The sequence below is a fragment of the Paraburkholderia sp. RL17-347-BIC-D genome, assembly GCF_046027915.1.
Lineage (GTDB): Bacteria > Pseudomonadota > Gammaproteobacteria > Burkholderiales > Burkholderiaceae > Paraburkholderia.
This window is the reverse complement of record NZ_JARESS010000017.1, coordinates 70,222-88,958: the sequence shown is the minus strand read 5'-3', so window position 1 is coordinate 88,958 and position 18,737 is coordinate 70,222. Positions and strand designations below refer to the sequence as shown.

Genomic DNA, 18,737 nt, shown 5'->3' with positions numbered 1-18,737 from the left:
GGAACCGATTCTCTTGCAGGACTTGCTTAATAATTCGTCTGACAAAAACCCGGTGCCGGAACCGTATAGTGGTCCGTTTTAGCCTCGTCAGAGGTCACTTTTTCGGCTGGGTGCGTCAAAACTGCTCTCCACAAATTGGCAAATAATCAACAAAAACAGAAAAAATACGGCCAAATACCCCAACCACCATAAGCCAACCCTTCCCCAAACCCATCTCGATATCTTTTCGCGGATATGTCCCGCATGCGACCCGAGCTATGGGTTGTATTTATTGACGGTGATAGTTTTCGAACCATCACTGCTGCACGTCCCCACGGACACAGAACATTCGAGAGTAACGAGACATGACTGAGCCGATTCGCTTCTACCACCGCAACGCGATCCGCGAGATCAAGGACGCGCCCGTCACCCGCACCGTCCTGCAATATCTGCGCGAAGACGCGCATTGCACGGGCACCAAGGAAGGCTGCGCCGAAGGCGATTGCGGCGCGTGCACGGTCGTGATCGGCGAGCGTAACGAGGCGGGCGGCGTCGACTTCAAGGCGGTCAACGCCTGCATCCAGTTCGTGCCGACGCTTGACGGCAAAGCGCTTTACACCGTCGAAGACCTGCGCCAACCGGACGGCTCGCTGCATCCCGTGCAGGAAGCGATGGTGGAGTGCCACGGCTCGCAGTGCGGTTTCTGCACACCAGGTTTCGTCATGTCGATGTGGTCGCTGTACGAAAAGCACGGCCACGAACATAGCTGCGCGAACAAGAGCGTGCCGTCGCGTGACGCGATCAGCAACGCGCTGACCGGCAATCTGTGCCGCTGCACGGGCTATCGTCCGATCATCGACGCGGCAGTGCGCATGTTCGAAGCGCCCGCGCCGAAAGCGCCGGTCAACATCGAAGCATTGTCGAAAACGCTCGCCACGCTCGAACGTAAGGACACTTTCCACTACCAGCACGCCGGCCAGCAGTTCGCTGCGCCGCGTACGGTCGAAGCGCTCGCGAAGATCAAGGAAGCCGAACCGGCCACGCGTATTCTCGCCGGCAGCACGGACATCGGCCTGTGGGTTACCAAGATGATGCGCGACCTCGGCAACATCGTGTATGTCGGGCAGATCGCCGAATTGCAGAAGCTCGAGACCAACGACGAATGGATCGAGATCGGCGCGGGCGTGAGCGTCGAAAAGGCCTACGCGGAAATCGCGAAGCAATACCCCGAACTGAACGAGATGTGGCAGCGTTTCGCGTCGCTGCCGATTCGTAACGCCGGCACGCTCGGCGGCAATATCGCCAACGGTTCGCCGATCGGCGATTCGATGCCGGGCCTGATCGCCCTCGGCGCGCGCGTGATCGTGCGCGGCGGCGAGATCGGGCGCGAAATGCCGCTCGAAGACTTGTACCTCGCGTATCAGAAGAAGGACATGGCGGAGCACGAGTTCGTCGTCGGACTGAAAGTGCCGACGCGCACCGGCGTGCGTCAGAACCTGCAGTTCCGCACTTACAAACTCTCGAAGCGCTTCGATTCGGACATCTCGGCGGTGTGCGCCGCGTTCGCCTTCATCGCCGACGGCAACCTGATCCGCGAGCCGCGCATCGCGTTCGGCGGCATGGCCGCCACGTCCAAGCGCGCGACGCATGCGGAAGCCGTGTTGCGCGACGCCGAATGGCACGAAGCCACCGCGCAGGCCGCGATGCTCGCGCTCGGCAACGACTACGCGCCGCTGTCGGACATGCGCGCGACCAGCAACTACCGCCTCGAATCGGCGAAGAACACGCTGTACCGCTTCTGGCTCGAAACGCGTCCGAACAATCCGCTGCCCAAGAGCGCGCTGGATGTGCGCGCGGTCGCCGCGGCCTGTGCGCCGGCCGCAGTCTAAGTAGAAGCCCAAAGGATACGGAGAACACAACAATGAATCAGCAAGCCGAACCGTTCCTGAAAGACCTTCAGGATCTCGACGACTTCACCCAGGTGCACATCTCGCGTCCGCACGAGTCCGCGCATCTGCACGTGAGCGGCCGCGCCACGTACACCGACGACATCCCGACGCTCGCCGGCACGCTGCACGCCGCGCTCGGCCTGTCCTCGAAAGCGCATGCGAAGATCGTCTCGATGTCGCTCGACAAGGTGCGCGCCACGCCGGGCGTGGTCGCGATCTTCACCGCCGACGACATTCCGGGCGTCAACGACGTCGGCCCGATCATCCACGGCGACGATCCGATTCTCGCCGACGGTCTCGTGCAATACATCGGCCAGCCGATCTTCATCGTGGTCGCGACGTCGCATGAAACCGCGCGTCTCGCCGCGCGCCGCGCCGAAGTCGTCTACGAGGAACTGCCGGCGATTCTGACCGCGCAGCAGGCGCGCGCCGCGAACCAGCACGTGCTGCCGCCGATGAAACTCGCGCGCGGCGAAGCGGACACCAAGATCGCCCGCGCCGCGCGTCGCGAAACCGGCGAAATGTTGCTCGGCGGTCAGGAACAGTTCTATCTGGAAGGTCAGATTTCGTACGCGGTGCCAAAGGACGACGACGGCATGCACGTCTACTGTTCGACGCAACACCCGACCGAAATGCAGCACATGGTCGCGCACGCGTTGGGCGTGGCGTCGCACAACGTGCTGATCGAATGCCGCCGCATGGGTGGCGGTTTCGGCGGCAAGGAATCGCAATCGGGTCTGTTCGCGTGCTGCGCGGCGCTCGCCGCATGGAAGCTGCTGTGCCCGGTGAAACTGCGTCCGGACCGCGACGACGACATGATGGTCACGGGCAAGCGCCACGACTTCCACTACACGTATGAAGTCGGCTACGACGACAAGGGCGTGATCGACGGCGTGACGGTCGACATGACCTCGCGTTGCGGCTTCTCCGCCGACCTGTCCGGTCCGGTGATGACGCGCGCGCTGTGCCACTTCGACAACGCGTACTGGCTCTCCGACGTCACGATCGACGGCTTCTGCGGCAAGACCAACACGCAGTCGAATACGGCGTTCCGCGGTTTCGGCGGTCCGCAAGGCGCGTTCGCGATCGAATACATCATGGACAACGTCGCGCGCTCGGTGGGTGAAGATTCGCTCGACGTGCGCCGCCGCAATCTGTATGGCAAGACGGAGCGTAACCAGACGCCGTACGGTCAGATCGTCGAAGACAACGTGATTCACGAGTTGATCGACGAACTCGAAGCGACCAGCGAATACCGCGCGCGTCGCGCGGCGATCAACGAGTTCAACGCGAATAACGAAATACTGAAGAAGGGCATGGCGCTCACGCCGGTCAAGTTCGGCATCGCGTTCAACGTGACTCACTTCAACCAGGCCGGCGCGCTGGTTCACATCTACACCGACGGTTCGGTGCTGGTGAACCACGGTGGCACCGAAATGGGCCAGGGCTTGAACACGAAGGTCGCGCAGGTCGTCGCGCATGAACTGGGCATTGGTTTCAACCGCATTCGCGTCACGGCCACCGACACCAGCAAGATCGCCAATACGTCGGCGACGGCGGCCTCGACGGGTTCCGATCTGAACGGCAAGGCTGCGCAGGACGCCGCGCGTCAGTTGCGCGAACGTCTGTCGGCGTTTGCCGCCGAGCGTTTCGGCGCGGGGCAGGTGAGCGCGTCGGAAGTCCGCTTCGTGCATGACCGGGTCGTGGTCGGCGACGCGATCGTGCCGTTCGAAGAAGTGATCGCGAAGGCTTACGTCGCGCGTATTCAGCTCTGGTCGGACGGTTTCTACGCGACGCCGAAGCTCTACTGGGATCAATCGAAGCTGCAAGGCCGGCCGTTCTACTACTACTCGTACGGCGCGGCCGTATCGGAAGTGGTGATCGACACGCTGACCGGCGAAATGCGCGTGCTGCGCGCGGACGCGTTGCACGACGTGGGCGCTTCGTTGAATCCGGCGCTCGACGTCGGCCAGGTGGAAGGCGCTTTCATTCAAGGCATGGGCTGGCTCACGACCGAAGAACTGTGGTGGAACGCCGGCGGCAAGTTGATGACGCATGCGCCGTCCACCTACAAGATTCCGACCGTCAACGATACGCCGCCCGACTTCCGCGTGCGTCTCTTCAAAAACCGCAACGCGGAGGACAGCATCCATCGCTCGAAGGCGACCGGCGAGCCGCCGCTGCTGCTGCCGTTCTCGGTGTTCTTCGCCGTGCGCGACGCAGTGTCGGCCGTGGGCGACCACAAGGTCAATCCGCCGCTGAATGCGCCCGCGACCAGCGAGGAAATCCTCAAGGCGGTCGGCGCGGTGCGGGCCGCAACCGCAACACCGCGGCAACCAGCGTAGCAATGAGCCGGGAAAGAAGCGCGTGAACAACACACTCACTGGAATGATCGCCATGAACGATTTTTCATCCGTTCAGATCGGCCGACGCAGCGCCGTGCAGACGCCGCGTCCGGCGCCGATGCATATCGTGCTGTTCGGCGCGGGGCACGTCGGGCACGCGCTCATCAAGCTGCTCGGCAGCTTGCCGTGCGTCGTCCAGTGGGTCGACGAGCGCGACGAACTGTTCCCCGACGAAACGCCCGCCAACGTGCAGATCGAAGCGACCGACACGCCGGACGCGATTGTCGATACGGCGCCGCCAGGCGCGTACTTTCTCGTGATGACGCACAATCACGCGCTCGATTTCTCGCTCGCCGCACGCATCATGCGGCGGCGCGATTTCACCTACTTCGGCATGATCGGTTCAAAGACGAAGCGCGTGAAATTCGAGCGTCGTTTGCTCGATCGTGGCGTGGATCTGGACCGGCTGGTGGAGATGACGTGTCCGATCGGCGTGGCCGGTATCGTCGATAAGGCGCCTTCGGCGATCGCCGTGGCGGTGTGCGCGGAGTTGCTGCAGATTCGTACGCGGCAGGTCGTGGCGCAGCTCGCAACGCAGCAGCTCTGCGCGAGTGTCTGATAGCTAGAAGTCGATCAAGACGAAGGCGTTCAACCGCCGCCGATCGCACTGCAAACCCAAACGTCAGCCCATCGCGGCTGACGTTTCCTTTTTGGGCGCCCGTTTCGCGCGCCGCACCTTCTGCGCGACCAGCGTATCCGACACCTCGGACATCAGCGTACGCAGCCAGCCGACATCGCTCGGCCGGTCCGGCTGCGGATGCCACAACTGATAGCACTTGATGCGCGGAAACGGAATCGGCACATCGACCACCGCGAGCGGCAGCATGTCCGCGTAGTGCATCGCAAAGCGGCGCGTGGTCGTGAAGATCAGATCGGATTGCAGCAGCGTTTGCGGCACCAGTCCGAAGTAGGGCAGCGTGGCAACGATACGCCGCTCGGCGCGCGCCCGCGCGAAACCAATGTCGATGGCGCCGCTGCTCGCGCCGCTATACGCCGTCGGCGCCAGATGCGGCGCGGCGAGATACGCCTCGCGCGTCAACGGCATGCGCGTCAGCGGATGATCGGCGCGCATCATGCACACGACCGTGTCGGAGAACAGATCGCTGCGCTCGAAGCGCGGCTCGGGCTTCGGCCAGTTGCCGATCACCAGATCGAGTTCGCCGGCATCGAGCGCGGCCGAATGATCGAGCATCGGGCTCAACGAATCGATCTCAAGCCGCGCGTGCGGCGCCGCCTCGCGAAACTGCGCGATCACCGTCGGCATGAAGAAGTCGTTCAGATAATCCGGCGCGGCCACGCGAAACGTACGGCGCGAGCGGCCGGGATCGAAGTCGCCATGCGGTGTCGCGACGAAATCGACTTCGCGCAGCACGCGTTGCGCCGAAGCCAGCAGCGACTCGCCGTATTCGGTCGGCACCATGCCCGACTTGCCGCGCACGAGGATCGGGTCGTTCAGCGTCTCGCGCAGTTTGCGCAGCGCGGTGCTGATGGCAGGCTGGGTCTGATTCAGACGCAACGCGGTCTGCGTGACGCTGCGCTCGACCAGCAGCGTGCGCAGCACGCGCACGAGCCAGATATCGAGGGAGGCGGCGGTGTCGTCCATGATTTAAGCGAGGCGGGGCAAACGGATCATTCGATAAGGCGTCGTACGGAGCCGCCCGCGAGAGTCTCGTGACAGCGCAGCGCCAACGCGCACGGCGCGAAGGTCATAACCTTAGGCCCGTTTGCGGTGTAGCGGCATAGCGGGCACGGTATGACCGGCATCAGCAAGGCTGTTTTGCCGCTATCGACCTGCAATCGACCCGCGCAAGCGCCATGCGGCGCGCGTTTTGCCCGCTTTACGCTTACGTGTCGCCTACGGTTGAATGTCCGCAAGCCCCGACGGCAGCGAACTGATCCGTTTGACTTCTCTCGATTCGAGCCAGTTCGGCGTGCGCGCGCAATACAGCACCATGGGCAACGCGTCCTCACCCCAGAACAATTGATCGTTCAGAAAGAAGGTCGGCACGCCGTAGACGCCGAGGCCGATCGCATCCGCCGTGTTGCGCTGCAATTGCGCCAGCACGGCTGCGCTTCTGATGATCTCCGGACCGTCGGGCATACCGACGCGGTCGCACAACTCGGCAAAGGCCTCATCAGTGGACGGATCGCGGCCTTCACGCCAGATGAATCGGAAAATCTCGCGCACGAAGTTGATGTCGCCATTCGCCGCGGTGGCGAGCAGCAACGGCTTCATGGAATCGAACGGATGCGCCGGCGGCATCTTGTACGGAATGCCGAGTTGCTCCGCGCGAAACAGCGCGTGCCGGTACAGGAAGGTGCGTTTCGAGGGCACGCCGTAAGCCGGCCGCTGTCCCCAGTGACGATACAGATCATTCAGTACGACCGGCGTGAACACGAAGTCGAAGCCCGGCCATTTGTCGTGTTGCTCCAGCAACAGGTAGGTAAACGGCGAGACAAAGTCGTAGAACCACAGCGGTTGCCTGGCGTCGATGCCAACGGTCATAAATGTCTCCCGAATTGCCGGTTCCGCACGGCGCGTCTGCTGCACCGTCGGATTTGTAATGATCTTACGCGGTGCAGCCGCGGCTTGCACCCGTCAATATGGTTTCGCGTCGTGGTCGTCGCGCGTTTCGCCGATTTCAGCCGCTTCGTTCGCGGCGGGCGGCGTGGGTCCGGCGCCTGCTTCGTCCGATCCGTTCTCCGCGCCTTCCGCTTCGTTGGCGGCGTCGTCGCGCTGAGCGTCTCGGGCCTGCATGAGCCGCTGGCGCACGAAGCCGATATGCTCGCGCAGCACGTAGAACTGATCCGCATAGGCGAGCGGCATCTTCAGACCGTTGACCGACTCCTCGATCGCGTCGAGCCGCTCGATCAGCGACGCGCGCTCGGCGGGCGAATGGTCGCTGAGCGCGCTGCGTTCGATCGCGATCAGCGCGCCGTACCAGCGATAGATGCGCGATTTCACCCGCCACGCATACAGCGACGGCACCAGACGCAACGCCGGCACCAGCAACACGATCAGCGGCACCACGACCACCAGCAGGCGGTCAGCGAGACTCGCGAGCCAGAACGGCAGGATGCGGTAGAGGAAGCTCTTGCCGGACTTGTAGTAGCGCGCGGCGTCGTCGCTGACCGGGAAATCGTGGGCGAGCGGCGCGGGGAATTCGCCGGCGCGCTGCATGATGTTCGCCTTGCCGTGCACCTCGCGCGCGGCTTCGATCAGCAGGTCGGAAAGCGCGGGATGCAGCGAGTCGCGCGCCACCAGCTCGGCGGTCGGCGCCACCATGTGAATCGGCGCGGACGGCAGGTTCTTGCCGAGGTCGAACGCGCCCATCGGCATTTCGAGTTGCGTCAGGTAGGGAAAGCGCCGCGTGTAGGCGTCGGCCTGCGAGAAATCGTAGAACTGCACGTTCGGCGTGCGGTAGAGCTTGCCCATCACCGCGGGTTGCGCCGAATCGCCGGCGAGGAACGCCGCGTCGACCTTGCCGGAGACGAGTGCTTCGGCGGCGTCGTCGCCCGAAAGCGGCAGGAGTTTGGTTGCGCCGCCCGGCACGATGCCGTTCGCCTTGAGCAGCGCGAGCGCCAGTTCGCGCGTGCCGCTGCCTTCGGCGCCGACTGCGAGCCGCTGGCCCTTGAACTCGGAGAGCCGCGTGACGGTCGGCCCGTGATAGAAGATCGCGAGCGGCACATAGGCCACGCTGCCGAGCGACATCAGCCCGTCGGCCGCCGGGCCGGGCGCGACGCCGTCCTGCACGAAGGCGACATCGACGCCGGACTTCGGATCAGACAGCCGCTTGAGATTCTGCAGCGAGCCTTCCGACGACAGCACGTTCAGCGTGATGCGGTTGCGCGCCAGAATCGCCTTGTACTTTTGCGCCGCTGTCCAGAAGGTGCTGCCTTCGGGGCCGGCGCTGATGGTCAGCGTGCTGGGCGGCGCGGGCTGGATCAGCCGCACGGCGACCCAGATCCCGACGGCGGCGATCAGCAGGATCGGCCCGAACGAAACCGCGAGATCGCGCCAGGAGATCGCGACGAAACGGGCGACGAGACGGGGAGGGCTTTTGCGGCCGGAGGCTGGCTTCATCGGATGACGTGACGGGCTACGGTCGAAAGTGAACAGGAACGGCGCTCCGCCGCGCGCAAAGCGGTGCGAAGCACGCGCGGCTTGTGGCCAGGCTGCCGCGAAGGGCACGCAAGCCGCGCGGCAGCTTGCGTCGCGCCGATGGTACCTGAGATTGACCGCACGGCGGAACGCGCGGCGGCTGCCAGCGCCGACAAACCCGTAACAAATCGTGAACGTGGCGTGACAGCCCGCGCGTCTGACGCGATTCGCATCTCGAGTGTGACTAAACCCGACTAAACCCTTTGCGCTTCTGGCCCGGCTAGATTAAATTGTGCATCGCTGCCGCGAACAGATGTTTGCGCGGCGCGACCCGGCACGACACACAAGAACCGGGCGCGTCGGCGGACTTCGCGGCTTGCCGGTTTCGTACCGCACTGCATGCCCGCCATCGGTCATCGCAGGCGGCAACGGCAACCGGCCTCTCTCGCCTCTCGCACATCGTGTTACAGCCCTAGTCGGCCGTTGCTCGGCCGCGCCTTGTCGTGCGCGCCCAGCATGGCTGCCGGTAGTCGTAACGAAGCCGCTTGTATATGCGGTCCAATGTGAAGCTAAGGAGAAGAAAAGCTATGAAATCGGTCGGTTTTCTGAAAACGCTGGGCTCGGTTGTGGCAATGGTGGTGGCGTGCAATGTGTACGCTCAGGCAAGCGACGCAACGGCAACCGGCACGACCGCCGCGCCGGCTGCCAGCGCCAAGTCGACCAAGAAGGCGAACAGCCAGCTGGGCCGCAAGGTGCGTAGCGCGCTGGCCAAGACACAAGGCGTCGATGTGTCGAACATCGCCGTGCGTGCTCGTGGCGGCGCGGTGACCCTCACGGGTTCGGTGCCTGACCAAGGCCAGATCGACGCTGCCGGCCAGGCGGCCAAGGGCGTCGCCGGCGTGACGTCGGTGTCGAACAAGCTGACCGTTGTGCAGCAGTAAGCAGGCTGCGGCACCTGGCGCGGACGGCTCACGCCGTCATGCGCCATCGTGATGCAGGCGTGCACCAGGGTTCCGGCAAAAAACCGGAGCCTTTTTTTATTTATTTGGCGATTATTGAAGCGGCGATGATGGGGCTTCGCCGTTTCGAATGGGACGGCGGCGCGGCCACGGTCCGTCTGTGCGCTGTGACACACTGCTGACGCGTTGCAAAGCGTACTGTGATGCGTAAGGAACCGGAGTCAACGTCATGGACACCTCGCTTTTGCGCTATACCGATCTGCCCATCGGCGATCGGGCGGCTTTCGAACTGGTGTGCGCGCGGCACGGTTTTGCACCAGTCCATTTCGACATCAGTGCCTGCGCGGATCCGAGCGATGAAGCGCACGAGCGCCTCGTCACCGTGCGGCGCGGCGGCTGGGCGCAGTCCTATCACGATCGTCACGGTCAATGGATCCGGCAGTTCGAGGCCGATCTGACCTGCCGGTTCTTCAAGTAGCCGCTGGACGTTCGCGCCGCCGTGCGTCGATATCCTTAGGGCGGTTTCAGGCCAGCACGAGGCGTACGCCGACTAGTGTGAGCGTGGCGGCGAGCAGGTTGCGCAGCAGTGCGTCCGGCGCGCGCGAGGACAGATAGCTGCCGATCGCGATGCCCGGCAGCGATCCCACCAGCAACGACAGCAGCATCGACCAGTCGATCGAGCCCAGCAGCCAATGGCCGGCGCCCGCCAGCAGGGTGAGCGGCACCGCGTGCGCGATGTCCGATCCGACAATGCGCGTGGTCGGTAAAAGCGGATACAGCAGCAACAGCACCGTCACGCCGATCGCGCCCGCCCCGACCGAAGTCAGCGACACCAGCACGCCGAGCACCGCGCCGGTCAGCATGGTCAGCGCGAGCGTGCGTCCCTGACGCGGCGTGCGCTGTTTGCGCGCGCCGAGCGCCGCGAGTTGCGGACGAAACACCAGCGCCACCGCCGTCACCAGCAACGCCGCGCCGAGCACGACCTGGATCAGCCGGCTCGCGCCCGGCGTGTCCATGCCATAACGATGCAGCAGGATCAGCGTGATCGTGGCGGCCGGCACGCTGCCGGCGGCGAGGCGCAGGGTGATCTGCCAGTCGACGGAGCGCTTCAGGCCGTGCACGAGCGTGCCGGTGGCCTTGGTGGCCGCCGCGTACAGCAGGTCGGTGCCGACCGCGGTGGCCGGATGCACATTGAACAGCAGGACCAGGATCGGCGTCATCAGCGAGCCGCCGCCGACGCCCGTCAGTCCGACCAGAAAGCCGACGAACAGGCCGGAGACGGAGTACAGCAGATCGATGTGGGGAAGTGCCATTGAGCGGACCGCTGGCGGTCGGGTGGGTTGGACGGGTTAGAGGCGGCAAGGCCGGCGCGCCGGCCTTCGACAGTCGATGGAGGGCGGCGCAAAGGCCGCCGCGGCGCGGCGAAAGCCGCTATTGTCGCAAAACTGCCGCGTTTGCGTATGAAGCGCTGCGCTGCGCGGCCTGCATACGATCGATCAGCGCGAGGACTTCGGGCCGGTTTTCGCCTTTCGCATGCACGAAGTAGTAGGTCAGTGGCGAGGCGACTTCATGGCGGCTCACGCGTACGAGGCCGCTGCGCTGCAGATAGGCGTCGGCGAGCGGCACGCGTGCCAGCGCCACGCCGAGTCCCGCTTCCGCGGCGGCCAGCACCAGCGTGTAGTCTTCGAAGCGCCGGTCCTGCGGGCGAGGTTTCAACGGCATGTCCAGCGCATCGAACCATGCGCGCCAGCCTGTCACGTCCGAGTCGTGCAGCAGCGGCACGTCGAGTAGCGCCGCGTCGCCGCGCTTATGCCGCTGCTTCGCCAGTTGCGCGGCCAGTGCGGGATGCGCCACCGGATACAGCTTCTCCGGCAAGAACGGCTTGACCTCCAGATGACGCCAGTTGCCGCGCCCGTAGCGAATGGCCAGATCCGCGTCGCCGCTGACGATGTCCGCGTTGCGATGGTCGATGTCGAGTTGGATGCGCAGCGCGGGCGCCTCGGTTTCGAACGCCGCCTGGCGCTCGAAGAACCACAGCTTGGCGAATGCGGGCACCACGCTCAGCTTGACCAGTTGCGGGCTGCGCGGCGAACGCCACTGGTCCGCCGCGCTGTCGATAATGCCGAAAGCCTGCTCGATCCGCCCAACAAAACGCTGCCCGTCCGGTGTCAGCCGCACGCCGCGGGCATGGCGTTCGAACAATGTCATGCCGAGCCAGTTTTCTACCGCCGCGACGCGCCGGCTGATCGCGCCGTGCGTGAGCCCGGCTGCTTCCGCGGCGGCGAGGAACGAGCCTTCGCGGGCCACATGGCAGACGGTTTCGAGGCTGGCGAGCGGCGGCCGCGCGGACGCGGCGTGTGGCGAGGTGTGAGCCATATTCACATCACGGTGTTCATTTGTGTTCTAGCTTAGCAGCTCATGGCGAGGCACGATCGCGGCATGAACACACTCACTTCGCCTAGTCCCTCGCGCTTTGCGCGTCAGCCGCTGTTGGCGGCAGGTGCGGTCGCTTTCACGATTGTGTCGTGGGCATCCGCTTTTCCATTCATTCGGATCGGCTTGCAGGGCTTGCCGCCTTTGCAACTGGCGTCCGCGCGATTCGCTACTGCGGCGCTGCTGGTGCTCGCGTGGCTCGCCTACCGGCGCCCGCGTCTGCCGACATGGCCCGATGGCCTGCGCTTCGCGTTGTGCGGTTTTCTCGGCATCGCGCTCTACAACGCGCTGCTCAATACCGGTGAAAAGACCGTGGCTGCGGGCGCGGCGAGTTTCATCGTCAATACGCTGCCGATTTTTACGGCGCTGCTGGCGGCCGTCGTACTCGGCGAGCGTTTCAACCGCTGGGGATGGCTCGGGTCGCTGATAAGCCTGGCGGGTATCGCCGTGATTGCGCGCGGGCAGCCGGGCGGCCTGACGCTCGGCGCGGGCAGCACTCTGATTCTCGGCGCCGCGCTGTGTTCCGCGAGTTACTTCGTGCTGCAGCGGCGTCTGATTCCGGTCTACGGCGCGTTGACCTGCACCGCCTACACATTGCTGGCCGGCGCGCTGCTGCTGACGCCCTGGTTGCCGGGCGCGGTGCATTCGCTCGACGGCGCGCCACACGGGACGCTGCAGGCGGTGCTGGTGCTCGGCGTGTTTCCGGCGACGCTCGGTTATGCGACGTGGACCTTCGCGCTCGGTCATTTCGGCGCGGCGCGTGCGGCCAATTTTCTCTATCTGACGCCGGCCGTGGCGACAGTCTTGTCCGCGCTGCTGACCGGAGAACGCCCGGGGCTCGCGACGCTATGCGGTGGTTTGCTGGCGATCTGCGGTGTGGTGCTCGTGGCGTTGCGCGGGCGCTCGTGAGGCAGAGGCTGGGAGCGTAGCGGCCGACCCAGCCGCAGCGCTAACACGTGGTGCTGTGCGCGGATGCTTGCTCAAAGCGCCCGGCGAATTTCCACGACGCCGAACGCCGCCAGCGTGAACCCGACGATCCGGTCGATGGCAACGCGCAGTTTGCTACCGATCGCATGGCGCGCGAGCGACACCACCGTCACGAGGAAACACCACCAAGCGATCGAGCCGCAAAACACGCCGCCAACCGTGGTCAGCGCGATGCTCGATGAAAACGCGCCGCGCGGGGCGAGCGTCGTGAACAGCGCGGCGAACATGATGACCGTTTGCGGATTGGTCAGCGTGAGCAGCAATGAACTTGCATAGGCGCGCAGCGCACCGGCGCGGCCCACTTGCGCGAGCTTGCCGTTGCCGTTGCCGTTGCTGTCGCCGTTCGACGCGTCGGCGGGTGCTTTCTGCAGTAGCGTGCGCACGCCCAGATACAACAGGAACAATCCGGCGAGCAGATGCAAGGGCCGGTCGTACGCGAGCATGAACTGCGAGATGCTGACGAGGCCGAGTGCCGCGATCAGACCGTAAGCGGCGTCGCCGGTTGCGATGCCGAAACCGATGGCGAGCCCGGCACGCGGACCGCCGGTCAACGTGCGGCGGATGCACAGCATGCCCATCGGGCCGACCGGCGCGGCAATCGCGAGGCCGACGCCTGCGGCCGTGAGGAAGAGACTGGTGGTGGACATGGCTATCTCTGGTTCTGGTCGATTGTTCTGGTTCGTGCCGCGATTCGCGTGCTGCGCAGAGGCTCGCGGCCGGCAAGGCTCTCAGCATAGCCAGACCGGAAAAGCCGGGCAAGTGCGGGAATGATCGCGGGTAAAGCGGCTCAAACAGCCCAAGCAACCCAAGCAACCCAAGCAAGCCAAGCAAGCCAAGCAAGCCAAGCAAGCCAAGCAACCCAAGCAAGCCAAGCAACCTCCGCGGTGGATACCCTGAGATGGCCTCGGCCGCCGTCATCGTCGGGCATAATTTTCCCACTTCAGACCTTGGGAGCACGCCCGCTCATGTGGCAGATCGATCAGGTGACCTTGCGCTTGTTCATTGCCGTCTGCGAGGAAGGCACGATCGCGCGCGCGGCCGAACGCGAGTTCATCGCGCCGTCGGCGGTCAGCAAACGGCTGGCGGACCTCGAGGCGCTGGTCGAAGTCGCGTTGCTCTCGCGCAGCCAGCGCGGCGTGCGCGCGACCGCCGCCGGCGAGGCGCTGCTGCGGCATGCGCGGCTCATCATGCGCGGCCACGAACGCCTGCAAGCCGAACTCAGTGAATACGCGGCCGGCGCGCGCGGCCATGTGCGGGTGCTGGCGAACGTGTCGTCGATGGTGGAGTTTCTGCCTGAGGCGCTCTCGGCGTTTCTAAAGGCGAACCCGCGAATTCGCGTGGACGTCGAAGAGCGCGTGAGCGCGGAAATCGTTCGAGGGCTGGAAGAAGGCGTCGCCGATCTCGGCATTTGCCGCGATGTCGTGCCGATGGGCAGTCTCGACGCGCTGCCCTATCGCGCCGATCATCTCGCGCTGATCGTGCCGCGCGACCATCCGCTCGCGGGCGAGGGCGCGGTCAGCTTCGAGCAGACGCTGGCGTTCGACCACCTCGGACTCTCGTCGAACGCCTCAGTGAATGCACTGATGCAGCGCATCGCGGTAGAGAAGGGCCGCGAACTCAACTATCGCACCTACGTGTCGACGTTCGACGCCGCCTATCGTTTCATCCAGGCCGGCCTCGCCGTCGCGATCCTGCCGCGCGAAGCACTGCCGCGTCACGCCGCCGACGAATACGGCATCATGGCCGTGCCCTTGAGCGAAGCCTGGGCCGAACGGCGCTTTGTGATTTGCATGCGCGACCGTCAGGCGCTCACGCTCGCGGCGTCGCATCTGCTCGATCATCTGCTGAACGCGGGCTGAGCCCGAGCCTGAAATCCCGGCCAAGATCTTCCCGGCGCATCCTCTGAAAAGCCCTTAAGGGTTTCCCCTTTGCGGCGGCTCACGCCCGTCCGGCCTGCCTGAGCCGCCATCGCGAGCGGCGATGGAGTGCGTCGCCAACGCAGACTTTGCCGCGCGTCGATGCGCGGGCACGCTGTCACTCAGTTGCTTCATTCCCCGCATTCTCCGCCGCATTCAAGACCGGGATTCAAGACCATGAGTGACACCCAGGAGCGCGTCGTCGTGACCGAAGTCGGTATGCGAGACGGTCTGCAAAGCATCGCCCGCACGATGCCCACCGCGTTCAAACGGCGCTGGATCGACGCCGCCTATGCCGCTGGCGTGCGCCATATGGAAGTCGCCTCCTTCGTGCCGACGACGCTGTTGCCGCAGATGGCCGACGCCGACGAAGTCATCGCCCACGCGCTCACCTACGACGATCTGATTGTCACGGCGCTGGTGCCGAATCTGAAGGGCGCGCAACGAGCGCTCGAATGCGGCGTGCATCGGATCGTCGCGCCGATTTCGGTGAGCGCCGCGCATAGCCTTGCGAACGTGCGAAAGACGCCGGCGGAAATGATCGAGGCGTTCGCGGCGATGCGCGAGTTGATCGACGGCGCGTCGAAAGCGGGCGCGCGGCGCGTCGAACTGATCGCCGGCTTGTCGACGGTGTTCGGCTGCACGCTGCAAGGCGCCGTGCCGTACGCGGATATCGCCGCGATCTCCGACGCCGCGGTGCAAGCAGGCGCCGATGTGATCGCACTCGGCGACACCACCGGCGAAGCGACGCCGCGCCAGGTCGGCGAGATCATCGAACTGGTGCGCAACGTCGCGGGCGGCAGGCTGCGCTCGCTGCATTTCCACGACACGCGTGGCCTCGGTCTCGCCAACACACTGGTCGCGCTGCAACACGGCATCCGCGAATTCGACGCGTCGCTGGCCGGACTCGGCGGCTGTCCGCATGCGCCGGGCGCAACCGGCAACGTCAACACCGAAGACCTCGTGTTCATGCTCGACAGCATGGGCTACACGACCGGCATCGACCTCGACCTTCTGCTCGCGTCGCGCGCCGTGCTCGCCGACGCTTTGCCCGGCGAACCGCTGTACGGCTATCTGGCGCGCGCCGGCTTGCCGAAGCAGTTCAGCGCCGCCCGTCAACGTTTCGAATTCTCCGACTCGCAGGTACTGCAATGAATCCGCTTTCCTCTACTTCCACCTCTTTGCCGCAGCCAGGCGCGCTGCCGCTCGCGGGCATTCGTGTGATCGAGTTGTCGCATATGGTGATGGGCCCGACCTGCGGGATGATTCTCGGCGATCTCGGCGCTGAAGTGATCAAGGTCGAACCGCCGCGCGGCGACGGTACGCGCCGTTTGCTCGGCACCGGCGCGGGCTTTTTCCGCACCTTCAATCGCAACAAGAAGAGCGTGGCGCTCGACCTCGATAGCGAAGCGGGATTGGCCGCGTTGCACAAGCTGGTCGATACCACGGACGTGTTCGTCGAGAACTTCAAACCGGGCCGCATGGCGAGCCTCGGTCTCGACTACGCGACGTTGCGCGAGCGCAATCCGAAGCTCATCTACGTCTCGCACAAGGGCTTCCTGAACGGTCCGTATGAACACCGTCTCGCGCTCGACGAAGTCGTGCAGATGATGGCCGGCCTCGCCTACATGACCGGGCCGGTGGGCCGTCCGCTGCGCGCGGGCAGTTCGGTCAACGACATCATGGGCGGCATGTTCGGCGCGATCGGCGTGCTCGCCGCCTTGCACGAACGGCATGCGAGCGGACGCGGCAAGGAAGTGCAGAGCGCGCTGTTCGAGAACTGCGTGCTGCTGTCCGCGCAGCACATGCAGCAGTTCGCCGCGACCGGCGTGCCAGCCGCGCCGATGCCCGAGCGCATCAGCGCGTGGGCCGTGTACGACGTGTTCACGCTCGCCAACAACGAGCAGATGTTCATCGCCGCGACCGGCGACGGACAGTGGCGCGCGCTGTGTGCGATTCTCGGCCGCGCGGATCTGCTGGCCGACCCGCGCCTCACCAGCAACAACGACCGCGTGCTGGCGCGCGAATGGCTGTTGAAGACACTCGGCGAAACGCTGAGCCAGTTCGAAGGCGCGGCGCTCGCGCCCCAGTTCGAGCGCGATCACATTCCGTTCGCGTCGATCACGAAACCCGAAGAGCTGTTCGACGATCCGCATCTGAACCAGAGCGGTGGTCTTGCTCGGCTCACGCTCGATGACGGCAGCGAAACCGGCATGCCTTTGCTGCCGATTTCACTCGACGGCGCGCGTCTGCAGCCACGTCAACCGATCGCGAAGATCGGCGAGCACACGGCGCAAGTGCTGCGCGATCTCGGCTACGACGAGGCGCAGATCGTGGCGCTGGGCGGCGGGTCGAAGCAGGCGCCGCAGGAAGCCGCGTGAGGCCGTTGCATGAGCGCGGCGTTCGATGTATGGAACGCAATCAAATCAATCTCATCCGGCGCAAGACCGGACAAAGGAGACAGACGATGAAGTCGTCGAATCATGCGGTGTATGCGACAGCGGTCGGCGATGCCGGCGCGCTCGGCGGTTTGCCCTCCGGCGCGGGTGCGTCGGCGGACGGCCGCGCGGACGAAATCGCGCTCGATGGTGCGCGTATCTCCGCGCGACTCGACCGCCTGCCGGCCACGCGTTCGATCTGGAAGCTGGTGATGCTGCTGAGCCTCGGGCTCTTCTTCGAACTGTACGACCTGATGTTCTCCGGCTACATCGCGCCGGGACTCGTGCGCAGCGGCATTCTCACCGCGACCACGCACGGTCTGTTCGGCACCAGCGGCGTCGCGAGTTTCATCGCGGCGTTGTTCGCGGGCCTGTTCATCGGCACGGCGGCGTGCGGCTTTCTCGCCGACCGTTTTGGCCGGCGCGCGATCTTCACGTGGTCGCTGCTCTGGTACACGGCGGCCAATATCATCATGGCGTTCCAGGACACGGCGCTCGGGCTCAACCTGTGGCGCTTCATTGCGGGGATCGGCATTGGCGTGGAGATCGTCACGATCGGCACGTACATTTCCGAACTCGTGCCGAAGCATGTGCGCGGACGCGCGTCGGCGTGTTCACAGGCGGTGGGATTTTGCGCGGTGCCGATCGTCGCGTTTCTCTCGTATCTGCTGGTGCCGCATCGCTACTTCGGCCTGGATGGCTGGCGTCTGGTCGTGCTGACCGGCGTGGTCGGCGCGATCGTGGTGTGGTGGATCCGCCTGCGTTTGCCGGAGAGCCCGCGCTGGCTCGCGCAGAAAGGCCGCATCGACGAAGCGGACGCGATCATGACGCGGCTCGAAGCACGCGTGGCGCGCGAATACGGACGGCCGTTGCCGGAGCCGGCCTCGCCCGAACCGGTGCGCGCACGGGCGGCGTTTCGAGATCTGCTGGTGCCGCCATATCGCAAGCGCACGCTGATGCTGATCATCTTCCACGTGTTCCAGACAATGGGCTATTACGGCTTCGCAAACTGGATTCCGACCTTGCTGATCAAGCAGGGCATTACGGTGACGACGAGTCTGATGTACGCGAGCATCATCGCGATTGCCGCACCGCTCGGGCCGTTGCTGGGATTGCTGATCGCCGACCGCTTCGAGCGCAAGACAGTGATTATCTGCATGGCGGCGGTCAACGTGGTGTGCGGGCTGGCGTTCAGCCAGGCGCGCGAGACGGTGTTGCTGGTGAGCCTGGGCGTCTGTCTCGTGCTAGCGGGAAATATTATTTCGTATAGCTATCACGCGTATCAGGCCGAGTTGTTTCCGACTAGCATTCGGGCGCGGGCCGTGGGATTCGTTTATTCGTGGAGCCGGATTTCGGCGATGTTCTCCGCGTTCGTGATCGCGGGATGTTTGAGCCGCTTCGGCGTGGACGGCGTGTTCGTGTTTATCTCCGGGGCAATGGCAGTGGTGATGCTGGCCATTGGAACGCTTGGGCCGAAGACGCGGGACGTGGCGTTGGAGGATATTTCGAAGTAGTTTGTCGAGGAGGATGCCCGCCTGTGTGGGGCGGGCTTGCTCGCTTTAGTGCTTC

Annotated in this window: 17 protein-coding genes; 11 read left to right on the top strand and 6 right to left on the bottom strand. The window is 64.9% G+C overall.

All coding sequences use genetic code 11. The annotated features are described in order from the left end of the window. Positions 1-344: 344 nt before the first annotated feature. Genes xdhA through xdhC form a run of 3 tightly spaced genes read left to right on the top strand, consistent with a single transcriptional unit; the run spans position 345 to position 4,892 of the window. The gene (gene xdhA, locus P0D96_RS23055) at positions 345-1,868 is read left to right on the top strand and encodes a xanthine dehydrogenase small subunit (protein WP_408315461.1); all 1,524 of its coding nucleotides are present in this window, start codon (positions 345-347) and stop codon (positions 1,866-1,868) included. A gap of 32 nt (positions 1,869-1,900) precedes the next feature. Further along, complete coding sequence (xdhB, locus tag P0D96_RS23050; RefSeq protein ID WP_408315459.1) at positions 1,901-4,273, top strand: xanthine dehydrogenase molybdopterin binding subunit; 2,373 nt, start codon at positions 1,901-1,903, stop codon at positions 4,271-4,273. 52 nt (positions 4,274-4,325) lie between these two features. Further along, positions 4,326-4,892: a xanthine dehydrogenase accessory protein XdhC gene (gene xdhC / locus P0D96_RS23045; protein ID WP_408315457.1), complete on the top strand. Its 567-nt coding sequence runs from the start codon at positions 4,326-4,328 to the stop codon at positions 4,890-4,892. Between the two features lie 63 nt (positions 4,893-4,955). Here xdhC and P0D96_RS23040 read toward each other — a convergent pair whose 3' ends face one another. The 3 genes from P0D96_RS23040 to P0D96_RS23030 form a co-directional block, all read right to left on the bottom strand. Further along, positions 4,956-5,936, bottom strand: coding sequence for a LysR substrate-binding domain-containing protein (locus P0D96_RS23040; RefSeq protein WP_132375949.1), 981 nt, complete (start codon positions 5,934-5,936; stop codon positions 4,956-4,958). 252 nt (positions 5,937-6,188) lie between these two features. Continuing rightward, positions 6,189-6,839, bottom strand: a complete 651-nt coding sequence (locus tag P0D96_RS23035) for a 2-hydroxychromene-2-carboxylate isomerase (RefSeq protein ID WP_132375948.1) — start codon at positions 6,837-6,839, stop codon at positions 6,189-6,191. A gap of 93 nt (positions 6,840-6,932) precedes the next feature. Then, positions 6,933-8,417 carry a TAXI family TRAP transporter solute-binding subunit gene (locus P0D96_RS23030; RefSeq protein ID WP_408315455.1) on the bottom strand — a complete coding sequence of 495 codons (1,485 nt, stop codon included), beginning with the start codon at positions 8,415-8,417 and terminating at the stop codon, positions 6,933-6,935. Between the two features lie 605 nt (positions 8,418-9,022). Here P0D96_RS23030 and P0D96_RS23025 point away from each other — a divergent pair. From P0D96_RS23025 to P0D96_RS23015, 3 genes are read left to right on the top strand one after another with little or no spacing between them, the layout of a single operon-like run. Continuing rightward, a complete protein-coding gene (locus tag P0D96_RS23025) occupies positions 9,023-9,376 on the top strand; it encodes a BON domain-containing protein (protein ID WP_132375946.1) in 354 nt (117 codons plus the stop codon). A 38-nt stretch (positions 9,377-9,414) separates the two neighbouring features. After that, the gene (locus P0D96_RS23020; protein ID WP_165923872.1) at positions 9,415-9,576 is read left to right on the top strand and encodes a hypothetical protein; all 162 of its coding nucleotides are present in this window, start codon (positions 9,415-9,417) and stop codon (positions 9,574-9,576) included. 47 nt (positions 9,577-9,623) lie between these two features. Further along, positions 9,624-9,872: a hypothetical protein gene (locus P0D96_RS23015; RefSeq protein WP_132375945.1), complete on the top strand. Its 249-nt coding sequence runs from the start codon at positions 9,624-9,626 to the stop codon at positions 9,870-9,872. Between the two features lie 46 nt (positions 9,873-9,918). On the opposite strand, the gene P0D96_RS23010 is transcribed toward P0D96_RS23015, so the two are convergent. Both P0D96_RS23010 and P0D96_RS23005 read right to left on the bottom strand, forming a co-directional pair. After that, positions 9,919-10,707, bottom strand: coding sequence for a sulfite exporter TauE/SafE family protein (locus P0D96_RS23010; protein WP_408315453.1), 789 nt, complete (start codon positions 10,705-10,707; stop codon positions 9,919-9,921). A gap of 118 nt (positions 10,708-10,825) precedes the next feature. Further along, entirely contained in the window at positions 10,826-11,770 is a 945-nt protein-coding gene (locus tag P0D96_RS23005) for a LysR substrate-binding domain-containing protein (protein ID WP_408178828.1), read from the bottom strand. Between the two features lie 63 nt (positions 11,771-11,833). Between P0D96_RS23005 and P0D96_RS23000 the strand changes: the two genes are divergently transcribed. Then, positions 11,834-12,736 (top strand): DMT family transporter, encoded by a 903-nt coding sequence (locus tag P0D96_RS23000; RefSeq protein ID WP_408315451.1) that lies wholly within the window; start codon positions 11,834-11,836, stop codon positions 12,734-12,736. Positions 12,737-12,807: 71 nt separating this feature from the next. Here the strand turns inward: P0D96_RS23000 and P0D96_RS22995 are convergent, their stop codons facing one another. Continuing rightward, entirely contained in the window at positions 12,808-13,461 is a 654-nt protein-coding gene (locus P0D96_RS22995) for a LysE family translocator (protein WP_408315449.1), read from the bottom strand. A gap of 318 nt (positions 13,462-13,779) precedes the next feature. Here P0D96_RS22995 and P0D96_RS22990 point away from each other — a divergent pair, with 318 nt between their 5' ends. From P0D96_RS22990 to P0D96_RS22975, 4 genes are all read left to right on the top strand, one after another. Next, positions 13,780-14,673, top strand: a complete 894-nt coding sequence (locus P0D96_RS22990) for a LysR family transcriptional regulator (protein ID WP_408315448.1) — start codon at positions 13,780-13,782, stop codon at positions 14,671-14,673. 234 nt (positions 14,674-14,907) lie between these two features. Continuing rightward, positions 14,908-15,885, top strand: a complete 978-nt coding sequence (locus tag P0D96_RS22985) for a hydroxymethylglutaryl-CoA lyase (RefSeq protein ID WP_408315446.1) — start codon at positions 14,908-14,910, stop codon at positions 15,883-15,885. Then, positions 15,882-17,111: a CaiB/BaiF CoA transferase family protein gene (locus P0D96_RS22980; protein WP_408315444.1), complete on the top strand. Its 1,230-nt coding sequence runs from the start codon at positions 15,882-15,884 to the stop codon at positions 17,109-17,111. The genes P0D96_RS22985 and P0D96_RS22980 overlap by 4 nt, the downstream gene beginning before the upstream one ends. 86 nt (positions 17,112-17,197) lie before the next feature. Beyond that, a complete protein-coding gene (locus P0D96_RS22975; protein WP_132375937.1) occupies positions 17,198-18,682 on the top strand; it encodes an MFS transporter in 1,485 nt (494 codons plus the stop codon). Positions 18,683-18,737: the final 55 nt, after the last annotated feature.